Origin of the sequence: Kribbia dieselivorans NBRC 106261, from assembly GCF_001552435.1 — a bacterium.
GTDB lineage: Bacteria > Actinomycetota > Actinomycetes > Actinomycetales > Dermatophilaceae > Kribbia > Kribbia dieselivorans.
Window position 1 is genome coordinate 1 of record NZ_BCRE01000146.1, and the last position, 2,435, is coordinate 2,435.

Sequence of the window (2,435 nt, forward strand, 5' to 3'; positions counted from 1 at the left end):
GGTCACGTTGTCGGTGGTAGCAGGAAGAATGTCACGTGACCGACGAGGAGAGAGCGATGACTGCGCGCAACCAGACCAGACTGCCCCCCACGGAGCCGCGCTCACTGGGGCGGATCACCTCCGGTGAGGGCAGTTTCAAGCGACTCACCAAGCGAACCGACTGGGCGCCGAGGGAGGATCGGAAGACTTCCATCGACTTTCCGGGGCCGCAACCCGAGTCGAAGTCGTGACGGGCGCACCTGAGGCGCTCGCCTAGGCTCACTCACATGGCCGACATCACGCTGCTGCACAACCCGAAGTGTTCGACCTCCCGCCACGCCAAGGACGTGCTCGGCGACGCCGGAGTGGCGTTCGAGGAGGTTCAGTACCTCAAGCATCCGCTCGACGCAACGGCGCTCCGTGACCTCATCGACAAGCTCGAGGACCCGGTGACCGACCTCGTGCGGCGCGACTCGTTCTTCAAGGAGCAGGGGCTGACCGATGCCGACGTCGCGACGGCCGACCAGGTCGTCGCCGTGCTTGTCGAGCACCCGCGCCTGATGCAGCGCCCGGTCCTGGTGCGCGGCGATCGGGCCATCATCGGGCGCCCCAAGGAGCGGGTCGCGGCGTTCCTCGCCGAGTAGCGCCCGTAGGCTGATCGGGCCCACACCGCGCCAACGGCAGGAGTCCGGATGTCCGAGCAAGCAGAGCCGATCCGGGTGGCCATCGCGTGCCAGGGCGGCGGCAGTCACACCGCGTTCACCGCGGGCGTGCTGAGCCGACTGCTCCAGGCCGACGTCACGCAGAGGTACGAGATCGTCGGGATGAGCGGGACCTCCGGTGGGGCGATCTGCGCCCTGCTGGGGTGGGCGGCGTTGGTCGACGGCTCGCCGGAGAAGGCGGCCGAACTCCTGCGCGGCTTCTGGAACGACAACTCCGCCTCGTCGATCCCGGACCAGTTCGTCAACCAGATGGTCCTGTGGGGCGGGCAGTTGGCCGGCTACATGGCGATCCCCGAGGTCAGCCCGTATGACAATCCGGCGGCGGTGTTCGCCATGCAGCGGATGCGCACGATGCTCGAGGACTGGGTCGACTTCGAGCGGCTCAACCAGGTCGATGACGGCACGTCGGATCGGCCGCTGCTGATCCTGGGTGCGGTGGACGTGCTCTCCGGGGTGTTCAAGGCGTTCAGCAGCCGCGACGGCGAGATCACCCCCGACGCAGTGTTGGCGTCCGCGGCGTTGCCGGGGCTGTTTCGCTCGGTGGCGATCGGTGACGGCCTGTACTGGGACGGGCTGTTCTCCCAGAACCCGCCGATCCACGACCTGCTCGCGAGCCGACCGGACGAACTGTGGGTCATCCAGATCAACCCGCAGGAGCGGCGCACGGAGCCTCGCTCGACCCACGAGATCACCGATCGACGCGGCGAACTCGCCGGAAACCTGTCGCTGTACCAGGAACTTCACGTCATCGAGAAGATCGACGAACTGCTCGAGACCGGCGAACTGGTGGGGGATCGGTACAAGCCGATCACGGTGCGGGTCATCGAGATGACGCGCAGTGAGAACTCCCGGCGCCTGGGCACGATCTCCAAGCTCAACCGCGATCCGGCGTTTGTGCGTGGCCTGATCACCGATGGCGAGGCGACCGCCGAGGACTTCGTCACCGCGCTCCGGTTCGAGGCGGCGTGGCGCGACAGGGATCTGGACGCGGTCTCGGCGTTCTTCGCGGGCCCGTGTGCGATCGTCGCGCACGAGCCGTTCCCGCCGATCGGGCCGGATGCGGACACCGGCGACCTGCGCGCGTTCCTCGCCGACAAACTGGCCACGGAGATCGAGGTCGACCACACCCGGCGCCAGTACGCCGGTGACGAGTTCATCTGGCGGGTCAATTACACCGACCCGGCCAGCGGCGAGCGTCGACGTGCTCAGGCCGGAGCGCGGTTCGCCGGCGGGCAGATCGTGCGGTTCGCCCTGGGGCCGACCGGCAGCGAGAGCGCGTTCGATCGACGAATCGTGCTTTAGCCGATCACGCGGAGCGCGGTGGCGATAGCGTCGTGCACATGGCTCCTTCATCGCATGACCCCGACACCACCGTCGCGCTGCCCGACCTGGCCGAGCGGCTGCTCAGCGAGGCGCTGAACAGTGCGCACGGCCGGGCCGCCGAGCTCGTCGTCCACGACGGGCCGCTGCGCCAGACCGTGCTGGCGTTGACCGCGGATTCGGCACTGGCCGACCACAACCCGCCGCACGCCGCGACGTTGCAGGTGCTCACCGGCCGCGTGCGCATCACCTGGGACGGCGGTGAACGCACCGTCGATCAGGGCCAGGTGGGGCAGATTCCCAAGTCGCGGCACGGTGTGACCGCCGACGAGGACAGCGTGTTCCTCCTGACCACGGTCACCGGAGTTTCCTGACCCCCGCGAGTGATGGTTTCGGGCCGCCTCAGGACTCCTG

3 protein-coding genes are annotated in these 2,435 nt (G+C 68.3%); all 3 read left to right on the forward strand.

Annotation, left to right across the window (positions count from 1 at the left end; translation table 11 throughout):
- The first annotated feature begins 266 nt into the window (after positions 1-266).
- Genes KD1_RS11890 through KD1_RS11900 form a run of 3 tightly spaced genes read left to right on the forward strand, consistent with a single transcriptional unit; the run spans position 267 to position 2,395 of the window.
- Positions 267-623, forward strand: a complete 357-nt coding sequence (locus KD1_RS11890) for an arsenate reductase family protein (RefSeq protein ID WP_068402179.1) — start codon at positions 267-269, stop codon at positions 621-623.
- Between the two features lie 48 nt (positions 624-671).
- Positions 672-2,003 (forward strand): patatin-like phospholipase family protein, encoded by a 1,332-nt coding sequence (locus KD1_RS11895; protein WP_068402181.1) that lies wholly within the window; start codon positions 672-674, stop codon positions 2,001-2,003.
- Between the two features lie 38 nt (positions 2,004-2,041).
- The gene (locus KD1_RS11900) at positions 2,042-2,395 is read left to right on the forward strand and encodes a cupin domain-containing protein (protein WP_068402183.1); all 354 of its coding nucleotides are present in this window, start codon (positions 2,042-2,044) and stop codon (positions 2,393-2,395) included.
- Positions 2,396-2,435: the final 40 nt, after the last annotated feature.

Bases quoted from the DNA above. Each gene is read 5' to 3' on its own strand.
- KD1_RS11895 (WP_068402181.1), top strand. From the start codon at position 672: ATGTCCGAGCAAGCAGAGCCGATCCGGGTGGCCATCGCGTGCCAGGGC.
- KD1_RS11900 (WP_068402183.1), top strand. From the start codon at position 2,042: ATGGCTCCTTCATCGCATGACCCCGACACCACCGTCGCGCTGCCCGAC.
- KD1_RS11890 (WP_068402179.1), top strand. From the start codon at position 267: ATGGCCGACATCACGCTGCTGCACAACCCGAAGTGTTCGACCTCCCGC.